Source organism: Streptomyces sulfonofaciens (assembly GCF_014656295.1).
Taxonomy (GTDB): Bacteria; Actinomycetota; Actinomycetes; order Streptomycetales; family Streptomycetaceae; genus Streptomyces; species Streptomyces sulfonofaciens.
In genome coordinates this window covers 287,251-309,603 of record NZ_BNCD01000009.1, presented here as the reverse complement: position 1 = coordinate 309,603, position 22,353 = coordinate 287,251, and the positions used below count along the sequence as shown (strand labels likewise).

19 protein-coding genes and 1 pseudogene are annotated in these 22,353 nt (G+C 73.0%); 10 read left to right on the top strand and 10 right to left on the bottom strand.

Annotated features, from left to right (window positions below; all coding sequences use genetic code 11):
* Positions 1 to 3: 3 nt before the first annotated feature.
* From IE313_RS17295 to IE313_RS17255, 9 genes are all read left to right on the top strand, one after another.
* Positions 4 to 2,133 carry a hypothetical protein gene (locus tag IE313_RS17295; protein ID WP_189933072.1) on the top strand — a complete coding sequence of 710 codons (2,130 nt, stop codon included), beginning with the start codon at positions 4 to 6 and terminating at the stop codon, positions 2,131 to 2,133.
* Between the two features lie 145 nt (positions 2,134 to 2,278).
* Positions 2,279 to 3,799, top strand: a complete 1,521-nt coding sequence (gene pelF / locus IE313_RS17290; protein ID WP_189933071.1) for a GT4 family glycosyltransferase PelF — start codon at positions 2,279 to 2,281, stop codon at positions 3,797 to 3,799.
* Complete coding sequence (locus IE313_RS17285) at positions 3,796 to 5,217, top strand: hypothetical protein (RefSeq protein ID WP_189933069.1); 1,422 nt, start codon at positions 3,796 to 3,798, stop codon at positions 5,215 to 5,217. Before pelF ends, IE313_RS17285 begins: the two co-directional genes overlap by 4 nt.
* A 187-nt stretch (positions 5,218 to 5,404) precedes the next feature.
* Complete coding sequence (locus IE313_RS17280) at positions 5,405 to 6,406, top strand: GDP-mannose 4,6-dehydratase (protein ID WP_189933067.1); 1,002 nt, start codon at positions 5,405 to 5,407, stop codon at positions 6,404 to 6,406.
* A gap of 98 nt (positions 6,407 to 6,504) precedes the next feature.
* Entirely contained in the window at positions 6,505 to 7,218 is a 714-nt protein-coding gene (locus tag IE313_RS17275) for a nucleotidyltransferase family protein (protein WP_189933065.1), read from the top strand.
* 7 nt (positions 7,219 to 7,225) lie between these two features.
* Positions 7,226 to 8,128, top strand: coding sequence for an NAD-dependent epimerase/dehydratase family protein (locus IE313_RS17270; protein WP_189933063.1), 903 nt, complete (start codon positions 7,226 to 7,228; stop codon positions 8,126 to 8,128).
* The gene (locus IE313_RS17265; RefSeq protein WP_189933061.1) at positions 8,125 to 8,787 is read left to right on the top strand and encodes a spherulation-specific family 4 protein; all 663 of its coding nucleotides are present in this window, start codon (positions 8,125 to 8,127) and stop codon (positions 8,785 to 8,787) included. Before IE313_RS17270 ends, IE313_RS17265 begins: the two co-directional genes overlap by 4 nt.
* The gene (locus IE313_RS17260; RefSeq protein WP_229924705.1) at positions 8,784 to 9,773 is read left to right on the top strand and encodes an endo alpha-1,4 polygalactosaminidase; all 990 of its coding nucleotides are present in this window, start codon (positions 8,784 to 8,786) and stop codon (positions 9,771 to 9,773) included. Before IE313_RS17265 ends, IE313_RS17260 begins: the two co-directional genes overlap by 4 nt.
* 186 nt (positions 9,774 to 9,959) lie before the next feature.
* A complete protein-coding gene (locus IE313_RS17255) occupies positions 9,960 to 11,318 on the top strand; it encodes an NAD-dependent succinate-semialdehyde dehydrogenase (RefSeq protein ID WP_189933059.1) in 1,359 nt (452 codons plus the stop codon).
* 127 nt (positions 11,319 to 11,445) lie between these two features.
* Here the strand turns inward: IE313_RS17255 and IE313_RS17250 are convergent, their stop codons facing one another.
* From IE313_RS17250 to IE313_RS36620, 6 genes and pseudogenes are all read right to left on the bottom strand, one after another.
* Entirely contained in the window at positions 11,446 to 12,111 is a 666-nt protein-coding gene (locus IE313_RS17250) for a nitroreductase (RefSeq protein ID WP_189933057.1), read from the bottom strand.
* A 114-nt stretch (positions 12,112 to 12,225) separates the two neighbouring features.
* Positions 12,226 to 12,549 carry a hypothetical protein gene (locus IE313_RS17245; protein ID WP_189933055.1) on the bottom strand — a complete coding sequence of 108 codons (324 nt, stop codon included), beginning with the start codon at positions 12,547 to 12,549 and terminating at the stop codon, positions 12,226 to 12,228.
* A gap of 133 nt (positions 12,550 to 12,682) precedes the next feature.
* On the bottom strand, positions 12,683 to 13,636 hold the full coding sequence (locus IE313_RS17240; RefSeq protein ID WP_189933053.1) for a LysR family transcriptional regulator: 954 nt from the start codon (positions 13,634 to 13,636) through the stop codon (positions 12,683 to 12,685).
* Positions 13,637 to 14,492: 856 nt separating this feature from the next.
* Positions 14,493 to 14,816 (bottom strand): histone-like nucleoid-structuring protein Lsr2, encoded by a 324-nt coding sequence (locus IE313_RS17235; protein WP_189933051.1) that lies wholly within the window; start codon positions 14,814 to 14,816, stop codon positions 14,493 to 14,495.
* A 622-nt stretch (positions 14,817 to 15,438) separates the two neighbouring features.
* Entirely contained in the window at positions 15,439 to 16,026 is a 588-nt protein-coding gene (locus tag IE313_RS17230) for an SMI1/KNR4 family protein (RefSeq protein ID WP_059267212.1), read from the bottom strand.
* 43 nt (positions 16,027 to 16,069) lie between these two features.
* Positions 16,070 to 17,670, bottom strand: a pseudogene (locus tag IE313_RS36620) (ISL3 family transposase).
* 106 nt (positions 17,671 to 17,776) lie between these two features.
* Here IE313_RS36620 and IE313_RS17220 point away from each other — a divergent pair.
* Positions 17,777 to 18,157, top strand: a complete 381-nt coding sequence (locus IE313_RS17220; protein WP_189933049.1) for a DUF6924 domain-containing protein — start codon at positions 17,777 to 17,779, stop codon at positions 18,155 to 18,157.
* Between the two features lie 79 nt (positions 18,158 to 18,236).
* Here the strand turns inward: IE313_RS17220 and IE313_RS17215 are convergent, their stop codons facing one another.
* The 4 genes from IE313_RS17215 to IE313_RS17200 form a co-directional block, all read right to left on the bottom strand.
* On the bottom strand, positions 18,237 to 18,860 hold the full coding sequence (locus IE313_RS17215; protein ID WP_189933048.1) for an RraA family protein: 624 nt from the start codon (positions 18,858 to 18,860) through the stop codon (positions 18,237 to 18,239).
* 362 nt (positions 18,861 to 19,222) lie between these two features.
* Complete coding sequence (locus tag IE313_RS17210) at positions 19,223 to 20,677, bottom strand: ricin-type beta-trefoil lectin domain protein (RefSeq protein WP_189933046.1); 1,455 nt, start codon at positions 20,675 to 20,677, stop codon at positions 19,223 to 19,225.
* Positions 20,674 to 21,462, bottom strand: coding sequence for a type VII secretion system-associated protein (locus tag IE313_RS17205; protein ID WP_189933044.1), 789 nt, complete (start codon positions 21,460 to 21,462; stop codon positions 20,674 to 20,676). The genes IE313_RS17210 and IE313_RS17205 overlap by 4 nt, the downstream gene beginning before the upstream one ends.
* Positions 21,463 to 21,550: 88 nt before the next feature.
* The gene (locus IE313_RS17200) at positions 21,551 to 22,336 is read right to left on the bottom strand and encodes a type VII secretion system-associated protein (protein ID WP_189933042.1); all 786 of its coding nucleotides are present in this window, start codon (positions 22,334 to 22,336) and stop codon (positions 21,551 to 21,553) included.
* Positions 22,337 to 22,353 lie beyond the last annotated feature (17 nt).

The following is a 22,353-nucleotide window of genomic DNA, read 5'->3' as shown; positions in this document are numbered from 1 at the left end:
CGAATGAAGCGGACCTTATGCACCGCGGCGCTCACGGCGGGCGCGCTCGTCGCCGCACTCGGCCTGCCGGCCGCCGCGGCGCAGGCCGACCCCGCGCCACGCGTCGACCTGCGGGTCCTGGTGGCGAGCGACGGAGGCCCGGCCACCGAGGCGATCGCGGCCGAACTGGCCGCGGCCGGCACGCCGTACACCGAGATCGACCTCACGCGGCCCGACCGGCCGGTGATCGACGCCGGCCTCCTCGCGGACACCGTCGACGGGCGGCCGCGCGCCAGGTTCCAGGCCGTCGTGCTGCCGAATGACAACCCGTTCCCGGCCGGTTCCGCCGAGATGGCGGCACTCGCGGCGTACGAGCGTACCTACGGGATCCCCCAGGTCGACGCCTACACCTACGCGCGCCCCGAAGCCGGTCTGCAGTACCCGACCGCGGGCGGCTACTCCGGAAGCGTCGACGGTGTGCGGGCCGAGGTGACCGCCGCGGGGAAGGCGGGCCCGTTCGGCTATCTCGACGGGCCGGTGCCCTTCGAGGACAACGACCCCGCCGTGGGCGAGAGCTACGCCTACCTGTCCAGGCCGGCGGCGGGTGCCGACTTCACGCCCTACGTCGAGGCCGCCGTCCCCGGTCTGTCGACGCGGGGCACGCTGGTGGGGGAGTACCGGCACGACGGGCGGCGCGAACTCGTCGTCACGTTCGTGTACAACCGGTACCAGCAGCAGTTCCGGCTGCTGGCCCGCGGCATCGTGGAGTGGATGACCGGCGGGGTGCACCTGGGCGCCTCGCGGAACTACTTCGCCGTGGACGTGGACGACGTCTTCGCCGCCGACGACCGCTGGAACACCGCGCTCAACTGCACGCCCGGCGACGTGGACTGCACGGACTCCGGCGCCGCCCCCGACCCTATCCGCATGACGGCCGCCGACGTCGACCACGCCGAGAGCTGGCAGGCCGCCCACGACTTCACCTTCAGCTTCGCCTACAACGCGGCGGGCACCGTCGAGCAGCGCGAGGACAACAACGGCGCCGACGCGCTCGCCGACAAGCTGATCGCGGACCGCGACACGTTCCACTGGATCAACCACACCTACACCCACGCCTTCCTCGGCTGTGTGCAGGACACCGCGGTGGTGCCCTGGCGGTGTGCCACCAACGCGGACGGCAGCACCCGGTGGGTGAGCCGGAACGAGATCGACGACGAGATCGCCACCAACCGCGTCTGGGGGCAGAGGGCCGGGCTCCCGCTGGACGAGGGCGAACTGGTCACCGGTGAGCACTCGGGCATGAGGGTGCTGCCGCAGCAGTCCGAGGACAACCCCAACCTGGCCCTCGCCCTCGACGACAACGACATCACCTGGCTCGCCTCGGACAACTCACGCGATCCCGCCCAGCGCCGGGTCGGCCCGGCCACGACCGTCCCCCGCTACCCGATGAACGTCTTCTACAACGCCGGGCGGGCGGCCGAGCAGGTCGACGAGTACAACTGGATCTACACCAGCCGCGCCCAGGGCGGCAGCGGCATCTGCGAGGACAATCCGGCCACCACCACGTGCCTGCCCGCGCCGCTCGACACCGCCACGGGCTATGCCGGCCACATCGTGCCGCTGGAGACGCGGATCGCCCTCGGGCACGTCCTCGCCAACGACCCGAAGCCGCACTTCATCCACCAGTCGAACCTGGCCGAGGACCGCATCGCCTACCCGGTGCTGAACGGCGTCCTCGACGGCTACCAGGCCCTCTTCGCCGAGAACACGCCCGTGGTCAACCTGCGGATGAGGGACATCGGCGCCGAACTGCAGCGCAGGGCGGCCTGGCAGGCCGCCCTCGGCGACGGCGGCGTCACCGCCTACCGCATCGGCGACACGGTGACCGTCGAGGCGCCGAGCGGGCTGGCCGTCACCGCGACCCTGCCCACCGGGACCACACTGGCCGGCACCGCCTTCGGCGAGGCGTACGCGGGAGCGGTGTCCGGCTGGACGCCGTCCACGGGCGCGCCGATCGGCCTGGTGCTGCCGGCGTCCGCCGCGGCACCGGCCGCCGGCTCCGCCGGGCGGCCCGTCCCGGCCACGGACCCCGCGCCGGCCACCCGCGTCCCCGCGGGCGTGACCGAGCGGGTCGCGTACGCCGCGGAGCGCTGAACGGCGCACCGACCGAGGACCGGCCCCCCAGCACCAGCGGGAGGGCCGCTCCGAGGACCGACCGAAGGAACGACCGCGGGTCCCGGCCGCACACGGTGGCCGGGACCGGTACGAACCGTCCACACCTCGGCCGTGGAGCCCATCGATGCCCGTTCGGCACGGCGCCCGAAGACCCGGCGCCACGCGTGTCACCCTGCTCACCGAAGGCACCTATCCGCACAGTCACGGCGGCGTCAGCGTCTGGTGCGATCAACTCGTCCAGGGCATGACCGACCTCGACTTCGACATCATCGCCGTCACCGGCACCGGGCGCGAACCCGTCGTGTGGGACCTGCCGGGGCACGTCTCGCGAGTGCTGTCCGTGCCGATGTGGGGCGCCCCGCCGGAGGGCCGCCCGCCCCGGGGCCGGGCCAGGGTCCAACTCGCCGCCGCGTACGAGCGGTTCCTGACCGCCCTGCTCGATCCGGGCGCCGAGGACGCCTTCGCCCCCGCCCTGTACACGATGGCCCGGGCCGCGGCGGACGGGACGCTGAGCCCCTTCCTGCGCGCGGACCGGGCGATCGCCCTGCTGACCGCCGTGTGGAACCGCCCCGGGCTCGCCGTGCGCGAGGCCGGGCCGACCCTGCACGACGCGATCACCGCGACCGCCCTGCTGGAACACGCCCTGCGCCCGCTGGCCGCACCGCCGCCCGAGAACGGGGTCGCGCACGCGGTCAGCGGCGGGGTCGCCGTACTGCCTGGACTGGCCGCCCTCGAACGGCACGGTGTCCCGCTGCTGCTGACCGAGCACGGCGTCTATCTGCGCGAGCGCTACCTGGGCTACCGCACGGCGTCCTACCGCTGGCCCGTGAAGGCCGTCGTCCTCGGCTTCTTCCGGCTGCTGGCGGAGGAGAGCTACCGCAGGGCCGCCCTCATCACACCGGGCAACCGCTACAACCGGCTGTGGGAGGAGCAGGGCGGTGCCGCCCCGGAGTCGATCCGCACGGTCTACAACGGCGTGGACCCCGCGGCCTTCCCGCCGGCCGGGCCCGAGCCGGACGCCCTCACCCTGAGCTGGGCGGGCCGCGTCGACCCGATCAAGGACCTGGAGACCCTCATCCGGGCCTTCGCCCTCGTCAGGGAGCGAATACCCGACGTGCGGCTGCGGATGTTCGGCGGGACGCCGCGGGGCGGGGAGGCGTACCGCGAGCGGTGCGAGGCCCTGGCCGCGGAACTCGGGCACGCGGACGCGGTGACGTTCGAGGGACGCGTCGACGACATCAAGGACGCCTACGCGGCCGGCAACGTCGTGATGCTCTCCAGCATCAGCGAGGGCTTCCCGTTCACCCTGATCGAAGCCATGTCGTGCGGACGGGCGACCGTCTCCACCGACGTCGGCGGTGTGCGGGAGGCCGTCGGTGACACGGGGCTCGTGGTGCCGCCGCGTGATCCGGCGGCGATGGCCGCGGCGGCGCTGGAACTGCTGGGCGACGCCGGGCGGCGGCGGGCGATGGGCGAGGCCGCCCGGCTCAGGGTGATCGAGCAGTTCACGCTGCGGCAGACCATCGACACCTTCCGGTCCATCTACCGGGAGCTGCCCCTGCTCGACCGGCGCTCCCGGGCACTGCGGGCCCGCGCGCGAACCCTCGCGCCGCTGGGCACGGGAACCGGGAGCCTGGCCGGATGAGCGGGCCGATATCACTGGAACCCGGCGGTGCCGACCAGGACACGCTGGCCATCCGGTTGGCCGGGCGGCCGCGCCGCCGCCCCCGCTGGAGCCTCGACGACACCACGCTCGCCATCCGGCTGCCGGGACGGGGCCCCGACGAGGAGGCGGTGAGCCGGCTCGCCGCCGAACTCGCCGACCGCGTCGGCCCCGCCGTCCACGCGTACGAGGTGGCCGCGCTGCTGGAGGCGGAGGGCATGTCCGCCTCCGTGATCAAGGAACGGTACGGGCACCCGAACCTGTTCTCGCTCGCCTCCGCCCTGTACGAGCGGGTGCCGCGGACCTTCCCCGAGCCCGCGCCCGCGTCCGATCCCTGGCGTCCCGACACCGTGCGCTGCCTGCTGCGCGGCGTGCTGTTCGCACTGCCGGGCCTCGCCTACCTGCTCACCGCACCGCTGTGGAACGCCGCAGGGCACGCCCCGGCGCTGATCGTGGCGGGCCTCGTCTCCTGGGCCTGGGGGCAGGCGCTCGGCCACCGCGCGCACCTGCGGCTGGCGACGGGGCGGCGGGAGGCGGGCCGGGCACTGCTGGCCGGTGCCCCCGCGGGGGCGGCGGTGGCCACGGCGGCCGCGGTGCTGACCGGCCACCAGGGGCACGGCGCCGGCCCGGTGACCCTGGTGGCGGCGGCGCAGTCGCTGTACCTGGCGGCGGCGGGCGTCCTGCTGGTACTGGCCCGGGAACGGCTGCTGCTGGCCGCGCTCAGCCCGCTGATCGCCGGCGCGGCGCTGCTGCCGTGGTGGGAGCCCGGCCCCCTGCTGCGTGCCGCACTGCCCCTGCTGGCGCTGCTGGCGACGCTCGCCGTCACCGCACGGGCCCTGGGGGCCGCCCTCGCCGTCCCGGCCGTGCCCGGCGGCACCCGGCCGCGCCTGGTGCAGTCCCTGCCCTACGGCCTGTTCGGTCTTGCGGCCGGGGTGCTGGTGCTCCTGGAGGGCCGGCGGGAGCCCTACGCGGTGATCGTGCTGACCGTGAGCATGGGGCCGGCGGAGTGGCTGCTGTACCGCTACCGCGGGCTGTCGGTCGCCGCGCTGCGCGCCACCGCTCGGCCCGCCGCCTTCCTGCTGCGCTCGGTCGGCATCCTCGCCCTCTGCCTGCTCGCCTACCTTCTGCCGCTGCTGCCCGCGGCCCTGCTCACCGGCGCCGAACCGGTCGCCCTGCTGCTGCTCGCGGCCACCCTGTGGACCGCGCTGCTGCTCCAGGCGTTCGGGACGGCCTGGACGTCGGCCGCGATCTGCCTCGCGGCCGCGGGCGGTGCCGGGACCGCCGCACTGCTGCGCCCGCCACCTGATCCGGTGGCGCTGCCGCTGTGCTGCGGTGCCGCGGCGCTGTGCCTGGCGGTGTGCGCGCTGTGGTTCCTCGGACGGCCCGCACGGCACGCCTGAGTCCCGGGCCCGCCGCCACGAAACACGCTCGACCCGCGCACTTCGCTCCACTCTCCTCAGCTCGTCCCACCGCACCTCGCCCCACCCCGCTCCACCCCGCTCCAGGTCGCTTCACCCCACCGCACCTCACCCCACCGCACCTCACCTCAGCTCACCTCAGCTCGTTCCACGGGAAGGGACACACCAGTTGACCTCCGCCCCGCTCGCCGCCGTCACCGGTGCCGAGGGCTTCATCGGCTCGCACCTCACCGAGGCGCTGGTCGCCTCCGGGCACCGGGTCAGAGCCATGGCCCAGTACAACTCCTTCTCCTCCTACGGCTGGCTGGAGACACTGCCCCCGGACGTCCTCGACCACGTGGAGATCGTCCTCGGCGACGTCCGCGACCCCGGCTCCGTCCGGGGCCTCCTCGAAGGCGCCGACACCGCCTACCACCTGGCCGCCCTGATCGCGATCCCGTACTCCTACCGGGCGCCGCACAGCTACGTGGACACCAACGTCACCGGCACGCTCAACGTGCTGGAGGCGGTGCGCGCCCTCGGTACGCCCCGGCTGGTGCACACCTCCACCAGCGAGACGTACGGCACCGCGCGGACCGTGCCGATCACCGAGGACCACCCCATCAACACCCAGTCGCCGTACGCCGCCTCGAAGGCGGGCGGGGACCGGCTGGCCGACAGCTACCACGCGAGTTTCGACACCCCGGTGGTGACGCTGCGGCCCTTCAACACCTTCGGACCGCGCCAGTCGATGCGCGCGGTGATCCCGACCGTCATCGGGCAGGTGGCGGCCGGGCAGCGCACGATCACGCTCGGCGACCTGCGCCCCACGCGGGACTTCACCTTCGTCCGGGACACCGCACAGGCGTTCCTCGCGGTGGGCACCGCGCCCGCCGGGCAGGTCGTCGGCCGCACCTTCAACGCCGGTACCGGCGGGGAGATCTCCGTCGGCGACCTGGTCGCGCTCATCGGCAAGGTCATGGACACCGCGCTCGACGTCCGTGCGGACGAGGCCCGCGTCCGGCCCGCGAAGTCCGAGGTGATGCGCCTGGTCGCGGACGCGGGCCGGCTCACCGCGGCCACCGGCTGGCGGGCCGCGCACACCCTGGAGGAAGGGCTGGCCGCCACGGTGGAGTTCTTCCGCGACCCGGCCAACCTGGCCCGCTACAAGACCGGCATCTACAACATCTGACCCGCCGACCCGTCACCCACCCCCCACCACCCTCGACATAGGCCCTCCGGGCCGCCCCTGTGTGTGCGAAGACCGCACGTCCACGAAGGAGGAGCTCCATGCACGCAGTGATCCTGGCGGGAGGCAAGGGCGTCAGACTGCGGCCCTACACCACCGCCCTGCCCAAGCCGCTGGTGCCCATCGGCGACCAGCACGCCATCCTGGAGATCGTGCTGCGGCAGCTTTCCACGGCGGGTTTCACCCACTGCACCATCGCCATCGGCCACCTGGGCGAGATCATCCGCGCCTACGTCGGCGACGGCTCCCAGTGGGGCATGACCGTCGACTACGCCACGGAGGAGAGCCCCCTGGGCACCATGGGCCCGCTGCTCACCCTGCGCGACCGCCTGCCCGAGACGTTCCTGGTGATGAACGGCGACGTCCTCACCGACCTCGACTACGCCGACGTCCTGCGCCACCACCGTGCCTCGGGAGCGCCGCTGACCATCGCGACGTACGCACGCAAGGTGCACATCGACTTCGGCGTGCTGACCACCGATGCGAGCAGGGTCGTCGCGTTCACCGAGAAACCGAGCATGGACTACCGCGTCTCCATGGGCGTCTACGGCCTGTCGCGCTCGACGCTGGAGGGCTACACGCCCGGACTGCCCCTGGGCTTCGACGAGCTGGTCCTCGACCTGTTGTCCGCCCGCAACCAGCCGTACGCCTACGAGTTCGACGGCTATTGGCTGGACATCGGCCGCCCGGACGACTACGACCGGGCCAATGCCGAGTTCACCACCCAGAAGTCGCTTCTGCTCAAGGGAGCCTGAGCACCGCATGCGCATCCTCGTCCTGGGCTCCACCGGCTACCTCGGCGCCCACGTCGCCCGGCGGCTGGGGGCCGTGCCGGGCGCGCTCGTACTCGGCGGCGGCCGCTCGCCCGCCGCCGAGTACGTCGTCGACCTGGCGTCCGCCCGTCCGGAGCAGCTTGCGAAGACCCTCGTGTCGGCCGCGCCCGACACGGTGATCAACTGTGCGGGCGCGACCGGCGGTGACGCCGTGACCCTCGCCGAGGTCAACGTCCGCGGACCCGCGGTCCTGTGCGCCGCACTGCGCGAGGCGGCCCCCGCGGCGCGCCTGGTGCACCTGGGCTCGGCCGCGGAGTACGGTCCCGGCACCCCGGGCACCCCGGTGGCGGAGTCCGCGGCCACCCGCCCCGTCGGCCCGTACGGCGCGACCAAGCTCGCGGGCACGGCCCTGGTGACCGCCTCCGGCCTGGACGCCGTGGTCCTGCGGGTGGGCAACCCGGTGGGACCCGGGGCGCCGTCCACCGGGCTGCCCGGCCGGATCGCCGGGCTGCTGCGCGCGGCGGGCCCCGATCCGGACGCCGTGCTGCGGCTCGGCGACCTGTCCGCGCACCGCGACTTCGTCGACGTGCGCGACGTGGCACGGGCGGTGGCGTACGCGGTCACGGCACCCGGCCCGCTGCCCGGTGTCCTCAACATCGGCGGGGGCCGGGCCACCCCCGTGCGCGATCTGGTGAGGGGCCTCGCCGACCGGGCCGGCTTCCGGGGGAGGATCGAGGAGAACGCCGCCGGCGCCGCCGGCTCGGCCCGCTCCGCGGAGGTGTCATGGCAGTGTTCCGACATCACCGCCGCCGGCCGGGCCCTGGGCTGGCGTCCGGTCCACACCCTCGACGACGCGCTGACCGCGCTGTGGGAAGGCGGCGGTGTGCCGTGAGCCTGCTGGTTCCGCTGTACGTCCACCCGGCCGAGGACCCGGGTGCCTGGCACCGTCTGATCACGGCCGCGACCCGCACCTACGGGGTCGTCCTCAACCCGGCCGACGGCCCCGGCGCGGGCCCCGACCCCGCGTTCACCGCGGCGGCGGGGGCCCTGCGCGCGGCAGGGGCGCGGCTCCTCGGCTATGTCGACACCGACTACGGGGTGCGCGACGGTGCCGAGATCGCCGACGACGTACGCCGGCACCAGGAGTGGTACGCGGCCGACGGCTGCTTCCTCGACCGGGTGACGGCGACGCCGGAGGGCCTGGGGGCCTGCCGCCGCCTGGTCAGGACCGTGCGCCGGCTCGGTGCCGGCACGGTCGTGCTCAACCCCGGGGTGCATCCGGCGCCCGGGTACGCCCGCCTCGCCGACCTGACGGTCACCTTCGAGGGCCACTGGTCGACGTACGTGTCGGCGTTCAGCAGACCCGCCTGGACGGCGCGGCACCCGCCCGAGAGGCTGTGCCACCTCGTCTACGGCGTCCCCGAGGCGCTCGTACCGCTCGCCGTGCGCACGGCGCACGAGCGCGGTGCGGCCGTGTGCGGACCCGTGACCGGTGAACCGCCCAACCCATGGGACCGGTTGACGCCGGCACTGACCGGGACGGAGCCATGAGGAAGACGACACCGGCGAACGCCGTACCGCTGACGGCCCTGACCGTCCTGGCCGTCCTGGTGGCCTCGGTACTGACGGGCTGTGCCCGTGATGCGGAGCGCCCTGCCGGCGCCCGCGGTCCGGGGTCCGCCGCCGCGCGCCCGACCGCCCCCGGGGCCACGGCCGCGCCCGGGGCCACGCCGGGCACAGGAGCCGCGACCGGCACGGGGGCCGCGACCGGCACGGGCAGGCCCCCGGCCCGGAGCCGCCCCGCATCCCCGCCGCACACCCCGGGGGGCCGCGCCAAGGGCCTCTGGAAGCCCCGGCCCGGCCTGGCCTGGCAGTGGCAGCTCGACGGCAGGGCCGACCCCTCGGCCGACGTGCCGGTCTACGACATCGACGGCTTCGAGAACTCCGCGGCGGACGTGGCCCGTCTGCACCGGGACGGCCGCAAGGTCGTCTGCTACGTCAACGTCGGTGCCTGGGAGGACTTCCGGCCGGACAAGGACGCCTTCCCCCGCTCGGTCCGCGGTCGGCCCAACGGCTGGGCGGGTGAGCGGTGGCTGGACATCCGGCGGCTCTCCGTGCTGCGGCCCCTGATGGAGCGGCGCTTCGACATGTGCCGCGACAAGGGCTTCGACGCGGTGGAGCCCGATCTTGTGGAGGGGTACGGCAACGAGACCGGCTTCCCGCTCACCGCGCGGCACCAGCTCGTGTACAACCGCATGATCGCGGCCATCGCCCACGAGCGAGGGCTGTCGGTGGGGCTGAAGAACGACCTCCCCCAGATCCCCCGGCTCCTGGCCGACTTCGACTTCGCGGTCAACGAGGAGTGCGCACAGTACGACGAGTGCGCGCTGCTCACTCCGTTCATCGCGGCCGGCAAGGCGGTGTTCCACGTGGAGTACACGCAGCCGAGGCGCAGTTTCTGCCCCCAGGCCCGCCGCCTCGGCCTGTCGTCGATGGTGAAGAAGCCGGAACTCGGGGTGTGGCGGGAGCCCTGCTGATCGCCGCATGCATGCCGGGGCGTGCACCTCCCGCGGTCCGCGTGCCCGCTCGGGCATGCACCCGGCCCGTGCGTACCGGCCCTCGCACCCTGGCCGGAACACGTCGGTGCCGTGTATACAGTATACGGTACGGGCTGTCGGTGGACCCGCCGGCACCACGCTGCAGTGAACGGAGGTGCGTCCCCCATGTACTCAGTGACTGACCCGGCCACCGGTGAACTGGTCGAGGAGACCCCGAACGCGAGCGACGAGGAGGTCCTGGCGGCGATCGACCGCGTCCACCGCGGATACACGGCCTGGCGGCGCCGTCCGGTCGCCGAGCGGGCGGGGATCGCGCTGCGGGCGGCGGAGCTGTTCGCGGAACGCTCCGACGAGCTGGCCGCGATCATGACCCTGGAGATGGGCAAGCGCATCAACGAGGGGCGCGGCGAGATCGGCATCGTCGTCGACATCTTCGAGTACTACGGGACCAACGGCCCGGCGCTGCTGGCGGACGAGCCGCTGACGCTCAAGACCGGCAGGGCCGTCATCGCCAAGGAGCCGATCGGCCCGCTGCTCGGCGTCATGCCGTGGAACTTCCCGTGCTACCAGGTCGCCCGGTTCGTGGCGCCCAACCTCGTGCTCGGCAACACGATCCTGCTCAAGCACGCCTCCATCTGCCCCAGGTCGGCGGCCGCGATCGAGCGGGTCCTGCACGACGCGGGAGTGCCCGAGGACGCCTACGTGAACGTCTTCGCGTCCAGCAGGCAGATCCCGTCGGTACTCGCGGACCCGCGCATCAAGGGGGTGTCCCTGACCGGCAGCGAGCGGGCGGGGATCTCGGTCGCCGCGGAGGCGGGACGGAACCTGAAGCGCGCCGTCCTGGAACTGGGCGGGTCCGACCCGCTGATCGTGCTGGACACCGCCGACATGGACGAGACCGTGAAGGCCACGGCGACGGCCCGGATGCGCAACTGCGGGCAGTCGTGCAACGCGCCGAAGCGGATGATCGTGATGGCCGACATCTACGAGGAGTTCGTCGACGGCCTGACCAAGCGCGTCGCGGAGTACTACCGGCCCGGCGACCCCGCCGACCCGTCGACGACGCTGCCGCCCCTCGCGTCCGTCGCCGCGGCCGACGAGGTGGCCGCCCAGGTCCGGACCGCCGTCGAGCAGGGGGCGACGCTGCGCACCGGCGGCAGGCGGATCGGCCCCGGCGCCTATCTGGAGGCCACCGTCCTGACGGATGTGACACCGCAGATGGACGCCTACCACGAGGAGATCTTCGGTCCGGTCGCGCTGGTGTTCAGGGCCGGGACCGAGGAGGAGGCGATCGACATCGCCAACGACTCGCCGTTCGGCCTGGGCGCCGCGGTCTTCGGCACCGATCCGGAGCGGGCCCGCGGCGTCGCCGACCGGATCGAGGCCGGCATGGTCTACCTCAACAGGTCCGGGGGCTCCGTGGCGGACCTGCCCTTCGGCGGCATCAAGCGCTCCGGCATGGGCCGCGAACTCGGCGCGCTCGGCATCGAGGAGTTCATGAACAAGAAGTCGATCCGCCTGTAGGGGAGGTCGTTCGGACCGCATCGGGCCGGCCCGGCGAGCGGTGTCCGGAGAAGGAGGCGCGCCCCCGCCTCCGAGGCGCCCCTCTCCCGGGGTGCCCCTCTCCGGCCACCGCGCGCCCGGCGACGGGCTACCCCTCCACGAACGTGACCGTCTCGTGCAGGGGTGCCCGGTCCGTGCGGTCCTGGCCCACCGTGGCGTCCTCGTAGCCGATCGACACGCCGCAGAAGAGGACGAGTCCGTCCGGGGGCGACAGGATCTCGGCGACGGTCCTGCGGTACACCGACCACGCCATCTGCGGGCAACTGTGCAGTCCCTCGGCGCGCAGCAGCAGCATGACGGTCTGGAGGTACATGCCGACATCGGACCACTGGGCCGGTCCCATGTCGCGGTCGATGTAGCAGAACAGGGCGGCGGGCGCGCCGAAGCAGTCCCAGTTCGCACGGGCGGCCCGCTGACGTGCCTCCAGGTCCTCGCGTGTGATGCCGAGTGCGCCGTAGCGCTGCTCGGCGAAGGCGGACCGGCGCTCCAGATAGGGGGACTTCAGCGTGGGCGGGTACATCTCGTACTCCCGCTCGTCCCAGGCGTCGTCCGCGGCCACGCGCTCGCCGGTGCGCCTCTTGAGCTCGGCCAGCGGTCCGCCGGTCAGCACGTAGGAGTGCCACGGCTGGAGGTTCGAGCCGGAGGGCGCCCGGGCCGCGGCGGACAGCACGCGCCGGAGCACCTCCCTCGGCACGGGCCGGTCGGTGAAGCCGCGTACGGCCCGCCGGCTCGTGACCGCCTCGTAGACGTCCAAGATCGCTCACCTCTCCGTCTGCTCGGCCTCCGTACCCCTTCGACCGTCGGGGGCCGGTGGTGTGACAGGGCACCGGCACCCCCGCGTTCCGCCCCGGCGCCGGGGCGGCACGCCCTAACCGGCACGGCCGAGGAGCGAGGTCCTGAACGCCTCGATGATGCGGCGCCCGGGGCTCCTGAACAGGGCGTAGACGTTGTCCACGTTGGCCTTGGCGGTCATGACGATCCTGGAGTCCTGGGGGCTCGCCGCGTAGACGCCCACCCGCAACTCGCCGTACACCGTGGCCTTCCTGTACCGCGCGGCGACCTCGGACTGCGGGTTCGGACTCCACAGCCCGGTGAAACCCGCCGTCTGCAGGGCGTGCGCACTGGCACCGAGCCAGTACCCGACCAGGCCAGGCACCACGAACTCGTCCACCACGGACTTCTTGATCGCCATCGGGCGAGCCACCCCCCTCGGGCCCCCGCGGGGACCCCACGTCTTCGGAAACAACTGGTGGGATTATCGCGGGCGGCCGGGGTGCAGAGCCCCGGACCCGCACCCCCCGGATCGGGCACCGGGACCCGGGGGCTCAGCGGGTGGTGGCCCGAGCCGCCCCGGCCGGGGACCGCGCAGCGGCACGCGCCGCCGGGACGGGGCGGCCGGGGGCCGACTGCGCGGCCAGGGACGTGAACGCACGGGTCTTGGCGTTCTTGGCGTCCGCCCGCCAGACGAGGGCGCCGTTGGCCGGGGACAGTCCGCTGAGCGGCCGGTGCCCGACGCGGGGGTGCCGGTAGGTGCGGAACAGCCCTTCGTGGGCCGTCCACACCGTGTCGCCGGTGGCGACCCGGTGCAGCGCCTCCTGGTAGGTCCGGCCGCCGTGCCCGCGGCGCAGGGGCCGGCCGAGCGGGGTGAACCGCGGGCAGAAACCGTGTCGGAGCGGGGCGGGCAGTTCGGCGGGGCCGTCGAGCAGGACCCAGTCCGCCAGGTCCTCGATGTCGATCTCGTCGCGCTCCATCAGCGGATGGTCCAGGTCGGCTGCCAGCACTCGCGGGTGGGACACCAGTACGGTGCCCACCTCCAGATCCGGTTCGTCGACCGGCAGCAGGGTGAGCAGGACGTCGATCTCGCCGGCTCGTAGCTGCCGGTAGGGGTCGTGCCAGGGCACCTCGGCCACCGTGATGTCGCAGGCCGGGTAGCGGCGGTCGAAGGCGAGAACCAGGTCGGTCAGCGGCGGGCCGTTGAGGCAGCCCATGAAGCCGACGTGCAGGGTTCCGACCATGCCCTGCGCGATGGCGCACGCCTCGTCGTAGCTCTTCCTGAGGTCCGTGTACGCGGCGCCCAGTGTGCACCGGGTGTGTTCGCCCAGCGGGGTCATCGCGACCCGGCGGCTGGTGCGGGTGAACAGCGCCGCGCCGATGCGCCGTTCCAGCGAGCGGATCAACTGGCTGACGCGTGACTGGGACAGGCCCATGCGCTCCGCGGTGCGTCCGAAGTGCAGTTCCTCCGACAGCGTCAGGAAGGTCTCTATCTCCGTCAGGTCCAATGCGGTGCTCCCCTTGCCCCCCCGCATCGATGAGCGTGGCTCATGGATTGTGCACCACTTCGGCCTTGATAGGCCAACGTCCCGCTGGGATCGTCTGATGGACGGCTGGCCGGCTCGTCGGCAAAGGGGGAGTCGACAGGTCGGCCGGCCTTCCACGCCCGGCCCGTGGGAGGGGTGCAGCAGGGGGAGCGGCCGAACGGCCCGCGCCCCGCCCGCTTGGCGGAGGGCGCCGTGCCGACGGTTTCAGCCGGCCGGTAGGCCGGTGGCGGGCAGCTCGGTGGCGGGCAGGTCGGACCGCCGCACGGAACGGGTTCGAGCCGCGTTTTCCCGATTCGCCACGCGCATATAAGAACATCGTGAACCGCGTCCAAAAGGTGAGCAGCGCTCGATTCGACCGCCTCCGGCACACGGACGCCCCCCGTGCGCCGCGGGACTTCCGGCAGGGCCGGCGGGAATTGCGGAAAGCCTTCGGACGGGCGCAGAGCGCGTGTACGGCTTCCCCGCGAGGTGAGCGCCGGAGGCCGGCCGGGCGGTTCGGGCAAAGGTCCGCTCGGCGGCATCCCACGACGGGCCGTGGGCGCGACGTGGAGGGCGGCGCGTGGATCGACCCGGCCGAATCCAGAACCGGGTGGACACCGGTAATGCGGCCGGCGAACCGCCGGCCGCATTACCGCGGGAAGCGCGGGGCGGGTGCGCCAATGCCGCCCGCTCGGCGGCCGGCGCCCGCCGAAGTCCGTTTCCCGGGTGGACCGTCCGGGACGTTCCGGGGTGAGGCCCCCGCACCGGGCCCGACGGCCGCGGCGCGGTACGCGCGGCCCGGCGGTGTCCGGCCGGGCCCGTGCGCCGGCGAGTGGCGTCAGTGGGCCTTCTGGTAGGCCTCGCGGATGTTGGCGGGGACACGGCCGCGCTCGTTGACGTCGTAGCCGTTCTCCTTGGCCCAGACCCGGATCGCCCCGGTGTCCTCGGCGCGGGGTGCCGGCTTCCGCTGCCCGCGGACTTTCCCGGTCTTACGCCCGGCGTGCACAAACGGGCCAAGAGCCTCAAGGAGCTGATCGTAACTGTCCGGGGACAGATCGATTTCATATGTCACGCCGTCCAGCGCGAAGGTGTGAGTGGCGGCCTCTGTCGACTCTTCGCCCGTGAGGTCGTCCGTGTAGATGGTGACGATTTTCTGTGCCATGGGGAGATCATAGAGCTGGTGGAAAGTGCGGAATACCAGAGGTCGGTGAGAGCGGGTGCGAACCGGGCCCGCGGAACCGCGCGCCGGAGGAACTCGCCGTGGTTGCGGCCCGACCCGGCCCCGGCCGCCGCACCGCGCGTTCGGCGGTGGCACCGCTGGTACGCGGGAGGAACGCGGCGCGCGTCCCGGCAGGCGGTCATCTTACGTACGGGTGCACGGTGCCGTGTAATGCGAGGTGCGAAGTCGGCTGTTTTGCAGCGCGTAAGGAATAAGCTCACGATTTCGTACCGCGCGGGAATGTGACCGAACATCGCGACGCCCCTACGGTGTGTGAGATCTCCTCGCCCCGTGCGGAGCGGTGTCAGCGGGGTGTGCGACAGCCCTGCCCGTCTACCGCAGTTGCCGTCGCCCATTGCACGTTGCCCGCCCGCTGACCGTCGCGGGTGTCCGAGTACAGGAGAGCCGCCCATGACCACTCTGCCCCCGATCACGGACCACGACGACGGGGACGCCCCGGTCGTCCGCACCGATTTCGGGGACGACGACGCGCGGGAGACCGTCAAGGCGCTCCTGAACGCGAAATGGGGTTCTGGCTCACTTTCCGTGGAGTGGTTACGGAGAGTCAAATCTTCGGTGCCATGCGATGCCTGTCGGGATGGGCACGAAGCTGGGGTGAGGTGAGTTCCAGGGCCCGGTTGTCGCGTCCGGCGCTCATGTGGTTGAGCCAGCGTTCGTACCAGTCGAGGAAGTCGGTGGCGGAGGAGACGTTGGGGCCCCAGAACCCGTCGCTGTTGCCGATGAGGACGCGGCCGGTGAGGGGACCGGTCACCGCGATGACGCATACGTCGGTGCAGCCCATTTCGATGACGTGGAGGAAGAGGTCGCGTCCCTGACCCCCGGGTTCTGCGTCGTCGAATCCGCGGGGTGTCCCCGGTTCCTCACGCGGGTTCATGACCAGCAGGGAACACCGCTCCAGCGGCATGAGGCCGTAGAACGGCGCCGCGCCTGAGCCGCCGATGTGCGTGAGGAACTGCCGGTAGGCGTCGGGCAGGGCGATGTCGTGCTCGGCCTCGAACGCAGCGACGCGTGCTTCTGCCAGCTTCGGACCTAGGCGGAACTTGTGTTGCTCTTCTCCGAAGGAGTGGCTGCGCAGGGGTTGGAACGGGATCGCGGCCAGCTTGCGACGCAGGCGGGGTATGCGGGGATCCATGGTGCATCTTCTCTCGTCCCCGTCACCCTATGGGTGGCTGTGGTCAGCTGGCCAGAAGAACCCTCTTCCGCAGGAGAGCGAAGCCGGCCCGGCCGAACATCTGGCGTTTGAGCATTTTGATCCGGTTGACGTGTCCTTCGACGACGCCGGAGTTCCAGGGCAGGGTGAGCCCGGCAATGACGGCCTCACGGTCACGTTCGATGCCCGCGGCCAGGGTGTGGAGGCTGGGGAGGTCGTCGCGCCGGACGGCGTCGAGCCACTGCGGAAGCCGTTCGCCCTGGCGCTCGGTGAGCATCCGGGCGAAGGACCGGACGTGAGAAGTGAGGGCGCCGAGCTCGGGGCAGTGGACCAAGACTGCCTTGAGCCGAAGATGGTCGATCTCAGGGAGGGTCTCGGGGCGTCGGAGGATCCAGCCGGCGACGACGCGGGGTGATGGTGGTCGAGCTGTGATCGGGTTGGGAGAGGTCCTCTTCTCCCGGAAGTAGGCGCGAACGCGCTGGTAGCTGCCCTGATAGCCGAGTGACACGATCTCCTCCCATACCGCCCAGGCGTTCGTGCAGCCCTGGTTCCAGCGGTCATCCAGGTAGGGCTTGAACGCGTCCAGCTTGGACGGCCGGCCCTGCCACTGCCCGCGGAAGAGGTCCTCTGGGGTGGCTGCGTCGGCGAAGAGTTTGACGGTACGCGAGGTCATGCGGAGTTGGCGGCCAATCGCCCTCCGGCTGAGTCCGGCGGTCAGCAGTTCGTGGACAGTCGCGTGGTTGGCCCGGGTTCGGTCAGCGAAGCGGTGTCCCCTTGGCCAGGGCGAGCCGGACGGGTCTTCGAACTTCTCCAGCTCGGGGGCAGGCTGGGCTGGATCTGGGGCCAGCACCCGCAGGCATCCGCGGTGGTCTGCGACACAACGCTCGGCGGCTTCGCTCAGGTTGTGCCAGAGATGCCACCTGTCCGCAACCTGCACTGCCTGGGGCGCCCCGGCGGTGGCGCCTTCGGCGAAGAACGGTGCCCGATCGCGGCAGACCACTTCGACCCCTGGCCGCTTCGCGAGCCAAGCGGGCAGGCTGGAGGCTTCCGGTCGGGCAGCAGGTCCACCGGGCGTCGGCTTTCGACGTCGACCAGGACGGTCCCGTAGTGGCGGCCTTTGCGGGTCGCGTACTCATCGACGCCGACGACGCGCGGGGCGGAAACTTCTGGGTCGGGCAAGGATTCGACCAGCCGCAGCACCGTGCTGCGGCTGACGGACAAGCCGAAGACTCTCGCCATGCGGGCCCCGGCCCGACCGGCAAGTGCGAGGCCGACCGCGGCCAGCGTCGACCGCAGGCGCTCGGTCCGTCGGCCGTACCGACGAGTCAGCCCCGGCATCTGCTCGGCGAAGGTCCGGCGCCCGCACGAGATGACCGGGCAGAGGAACCTGCGGACCCGCAGGCAGAGGACGACCCGTCTGCCGCCGCTGGGCACATCAGCGGGAAACCGCAGGTAGGAGCTGTGAACGCGCCGAGACCAGCTCCCGCAGCCAGGGCAATCGAACCCGGCCACCGTGCTTCGGGCCTCAATACGTACCGCCTCATCGTTCACGTCGACCGACAGCACAGCCACATCTGCGATTGACGGGAACAGCAACTCCTCCAGCCGGAGCACCACCTCTGCCACGGGCCAAACTGTCAGCCACACCGCACTGGGGACGAATCATTTTTAGGCAGCTTCCCGAGGTGCTGCCCGCCCGGCAATCCTCACTCAGCGTGGTGATTCACGGAATGTGTGCCAGAACCCGAAATGGGGCGACGGGGAGTTCGAGGCGACCGTCCACGTCGTGGACGATCCGGGCTTCGCCGGGGTCTCCACCGAGGACCTGCCGGCCGCCGTCGGCGCCGACACCTGTCCCTACCCCGTCTTCGTGGCCGACCGCACCACCATGCAGGCCGACCACCACGCCCTGCTCGCCGTCACCACCGCCACTCCCGAACTGGTCGGTGACGACACGTGGTACGAGGAGATGGTCCAGTACGGCGGCCAGTTCCGCACGGTGCCGGGTGGCGTGAGCGAGATCCACGCCAACCTCTACGTCTCCAACATGGACTTCCAGGAGTTCGCGGGGCTCGCCCTCGACGATCCGGAGGGCGTCCACCGCTCCTTCTGACACGGCCGGAGGGCGTCCACCGCTCCTGCCGGCACGGGGCGTCGGTCGGCCCCGGGGGCGCCTGCCGGCCCCGGGTTCGTCAGACCTCGAAGCCCTTCTCGCTCAGGATCCTGTCGATACGGGTCCTGTGGGCCTCTTCCCAGGCGTCCAGGGATTCCCCGGCCTCCTTGGCCACCTTCGCCAGGGCCCCGCGGAGCGCTTCCTCCCGGCGGGCGCGGGGGACGGCCACGACGCCCTCCTCGTCGGCCACCACGATGTCGCCGGGGTGCACCCGCACCCCTCCGCACCGCACCGGGACGTTGAGCGGCTCGACGGCCGACTTCGCGCCGGGGACGGGGATCACACCGCGGGCGAAGACGGGGAAGCCGTGCTCGCGTGCCTCGGCGACATCGCGGATCAACCCGTCGAGCACGAAGCCCACGACGCCACGGCGCTGGGCGACCGCGCAGACGTTCCCGCCGGCGAGCGCGTAGTCCAGGTCTCCCGACTCCACCACGATGACCGAGCCCGGCTCCGCGCGGTGGACGGCGGCGTGCAGCATCAGGTTGTCGCCGGGAGGACACCGCACCGTGAACGCGGGGCCGGCCACGCGCGGCATCGGGGACCAGAGGGGGCGTATGCCGACGTCCATGACCTGCTCCCGCCCGAGGACGTCGGCGAGGGCGGTCGGGGGAGTGTCCACGAATCCACTGGCGTCGCTCATGCTCTTCTTTCCTAGCCTTTCTCAGGCCCGCGTCGGCGGGGACTGGAGTCTCACGTCGCTTCGGCGTCGACACCGCTCTTCAGCCGGACGACCGGGCCCCGGGGCTTCGGAGGTGCTGCTTCGGGCCGCGGGCGCGACCACCTCGATCGGCAGGGGATCCATGGGTAGCCTGCGCGGCGATAAAGCTCGATGTCAAGATACTTGTGCTCCCGCCGCTCGCCGCGGCGCACCCGGTCCGGGCCCCGCGGCCCGGGCCGCGACCAGGGGCGCCGTCAGGACGGACCGCCCCGGTCGAACGCGGCCGGGGCGGTCCTGGGCGGTCCGGGTCGACCGGGCCGGGTGTCAGCGGGTCCGGTGACCGCTCAGAAGCTGCTCCACTTCTGGTTGTCCTGCCCGTTGCAGGTCCACAGTTGCAACCGGGTGCCGTTGGCGGTCCCCTGGTCCTTCGCGTCGACGCACTTGTCGGCGTGCGGGTTGACCAGGTCCTGTGCCGAGACCAGGCGGAACTGCTGTGTCCAGCTTCCGTTGCAGTCCGACAGCGTGAGCGGGGTGCCGTTCGCGGTCGAACCGGAGGCCAGCGTCATGCACTTGCCCATCGTGCGGAAGGTGCCGTCGGAGTAGTAGCTCCACTGCTGCCAGGCGACGCCGCCGCAGTCCCACACCTGAAGCGGTGTGCCGTTGCCCTGCCCGCCGTCGAGGACGTCGATGCAGCGGCCGGAGGCATGGCCCCTGATGCGTGTGACGTACTGGACGGTGGCGGAGCTGCCGGAGGATCCGCCGGGGTGCGTGGTGTGGGACGACGTGCCTGTCTTCGTCGGCGTGTTGGAGGTGGTGTCGTGGTGCGTGGTACCCGAGCCGGATCCCGACCCCGAGTCGGACCCGGAGTCGGATCCGGTCCCGCTGTCGGTGCCGGGCTTGTTCTCGTCACCCGGGGAGCCGGTTCCGTGTCCGGACGGTGCCCCGGCGGACCCTGCTCCCGGGTGCTTCGGGTGGTGCCCGCGCCCGGCGTCCGCGGACGGTGACGCCGGGCTGAAGACACCCGACGACGAGCCGGCCACCTGGCCGTCGGAGAGCACCGTCCCGGCCGGCGCGTTCGTCCTGGCGGCCCTGTCGGATCCGCCGTCGTTCCCGGTCAGCATGAACGGGACGGAGATCAGCAGCGCACCCGCGATGGCGGCGCCGGCCAGCATGCTCTTGCGTGGCCGCCCGGGCGCGGCCGCGGCTTCCGTGGTGGCGGCTTCGGCGGCCACCGCCTCCGAGGCGGCTTCCGCGGCGGTGGCGGCGCGTGCCTCCGCCTCCCGGCCGCTCTCGGCCTTGGTACCGGCCTTGGTACCGATCGTTGTGCCGGCCTTCGCCTCGGCGGCGGCTTCGGCGGGGGTCGCGGTGCCGGTCGCGGAGCCGCCCTCGGCCTCGGCGCCGGTGTCGGTGCCGGTGTCCGTGTCGGCCTCGGCGTCCGTGTCGGCGTCGGTGTCCGTGTCGGCGTCGGTGTCCGTGTCGGCCTGGGCGTCGGTCTCGGCCGCCTTCGCTTCGGCACCCTTCTGCCCGGCCGCTGCCTGTGCGGGGGGCGCCGCTGCCGCCTCCTCGGTGGGCCCGGTCCCGGCCGCCCCCTCTTCTGACTCCGGTTCCTCCGGTCGGTCCCGGTCCGCCCGGGCGGCGGTCGACGGAGCCGCGGTGGGTGCCGACTCGGCGAGGAGTGCTGTCTCGGCCTCGGAGGCCCGCGAGGTCGACTCGGCGGGTGCGGCGGTGCCGGACGCGGGTGCCGCGGAGGCGGCAGGTCCCTGTCCGTCGCGGTGCGGGGGCGATGGGGAAGCCGTCATGGCGTCCTTCCGGTGGAAGTGGCGAGGTGGGGGTGGGAAGCGGCCTCGGCCGCCGCGGTGCCGGAGCCGTCGCCGGGGGGCGTGCCGCCCAGGGCACCCAGCACCTCGTCGGCACCGACGACCAGGGTGGCCGGGCCTGCGGGATTGACGCTCAGTGCGGTGCCGTCCCCCGCGCACCGGTGCGCGAGTTCGCCGGCGGCCACCGCCTCGTGGGCCAGCCCTCGGGCGAACGGCTGGTGGGGGACGGAGGTGAAGACGGGTACCACCGGGGTGCCCTCGGGGCCGGTGGCGACCAGCGGTCCGCCGTCGGGAGCACGCAGCACGGTCACTTCGGCCGCGGCCAGGGCGCGGACGGCGTCCTGCCGGGGCCCGTAGCCGGTGGCGGCGAGCTGGACGGCGGCGTCCACCGGGTCGGAGGGCTCCGGCCAGCCCAGCATCCGGGGCGAGGGGCGGTAGTCGTCGTTGGGCCGCCACTCCTCGACCTGGCCGGTCGGGCCCGACCGCCACTCGCCGATGAGCGCCCAGTCCGGCGGCGGTTCGTCACCCGTCCACCCGGGGTCCACCGCGCCCAGCCAGTGGTCCGGGGCGAGGCGGGCCGCCTCGCGGATGTCGTCGGGCACCCGCGGTGCGTCCACCGTTGCCGCGGCGGTCGGCGGCGAGGGGCTCCCGGCGGCCGGTACGGCGGCCGGTGCGGTGTTCGAGGGGGTCCCGGGGCCCTGCACCGCGTCCACCGGGTCCCGCGGCCGGGCGGCCTCTTCCGCGGGCCGGTTGGGGGGCGTCTCCATCTGGTTCTCGTCCTTGCCTGTGATGACCTGGGCGGCAGCCGCCCGGCCCGGTTCCCCGGGCGGCGGCAGGATGGTGTGGGTGGGTGCCCTACGCGGCCGCCTCCCGGATCGCCTCCAGGAGCGCACCGTGGTCCACGACGAACCCCACCGGCCCCGCCGGATTAAGATACAACCGGTGCCCTTCGGGGATCTGTGCGACCAGCTCCGAGGCCGTGACCACCCGGTGCCGCAAGGCACCCATCTTCCTCACATGCGGGTGCGAGCTGAAGACCGGCACCACCGCCGTGCCGTCCGGGGCCGATGCCGTGACGGGCGCGCCGGACGCGTCCACCAGCACCGAGACCTCGGCCGAGGCGAGCACCCGCGCGACCTCACCGGCGGGACCGTATCCGGTGGCCGCCAGTTGGACCGCCGCGTCGAGGGCGTCCTCGGGTTCCTCCCAGCCGAGTATCGCGGGCGAGGGGCGGTGGTCGGGGTTGTCGGCCCACTCCACCACCTCGCCGTCGGCGTCGGACCGCCACTGCCCCACGATCGCCCACGCCGGGGGGTCCTGGGTGTCGTCCCACATGGGGTCGACGACGCCCAGCCAGTGGTCGGGGAGCAGCCGGGCCGCCTCGCGGACCTCGTCGGTCGCCTCCGGGAGTCCGGCGCTGTCGGGCACCGGGCGCACGGCGTCCGGGCCGACGGGCACCGCGCGCAGCCGTGCCGCCCACCCGCCGAGGTCCTCCCGCGCACCGGCTCCGGCACCCCCTGGCGCCGCCCCGGTCTCCGCGTCCCGGGAGCCCGCACCGGCTCCGGTGCCGTCGGGGCCCGGGGACCGAGGGGGCCGACGCGGATCCCGTTCGGGGGCCGCTTCCGTTCTCTGGCCGTTCACGACCTGTCCTTCCTTCC